Origin of the sequence: Kosakonia sp. H7A (assembly GCF_003028445.1) — a bacterium.
Taxonomy (GTDB): domain Bacteria; phylum Pseudomonadota; class Gammaproteobacteria; order Enterobacterales; family Enterobacteriaceae; genus Kosakonia; species Kosakonia radicincitans.
In genome coordinates this window covers 1-543 of sequence record NZ_PYTZ01000057.1, presented here as the reverse complement: position 1 = coordinate 543, position 543 = coordinate 1, and the positions used below count along the sequence as shown (strand labels likewise).

At 69.8% G+C, this 543-nt stretch carries 1 protein-coding gene; it reads right to left on the bottom strand.

Annotated elements, in window-relative coordinates; genetic code table 11:
• Nucleotides 1–454 (bottom strand): magnesium chelatase domain-containing protein (locus CWM66_RS28120; protein WP_304598305.1); only part of this gene is annotated, 454 nt, incomplete at its 3' end.
• Nucleotides 455–543: the final 89 nt, after the last annotated feature.

Here is a 543-nt window from a genome sequence, read left to right as displayed (position 1 = left end):
CGTGTGCGGCCAATGCTGCTTCAGGCGCGTTCGCCTCGGGGAACACCAGGTGCCTGCCCGCCTGCTGCGCGGCCAAGGCCGCTGTCAGCACGCCCTCCACGCCGCGCAGCTCGCCGGTCAGCGCCAGCTCGCCGACGAATTCCAGGCCGGCCAGCGCATCGCGATCCAGCTGCCCGCTGGCGGCGAGGATCCCCAGCGCGATGGGCAGGTCGAAACGCCCGCCTTCTTTCGGCAGGTCTGCAGGGGCGAGATTGATGGTGATGCGCCGCGCGGGGAACTCGAACTGCGCGCACAGTAGCGCTGCCCGCACCCGTTCGCGTGATTCGCGTACCGCTGCTTCCGGCAGCCCGACGATCTGTGTCGACGGCAGTCCGCCGGACAGATGCACTTCAACCCTGACCTCCGGAGCCGCCACGCCCACGCGTGCACGACTGTGCACGAGCGCCAAGCCCATGCGGCTGCTCGGGGCGAAGTGTCAGCCGGGCTGGCTGTTGCGCGCTTCGAGCGCGGCGACGGTTTTTTCCAGCGCCTCGAGTTTCTCGC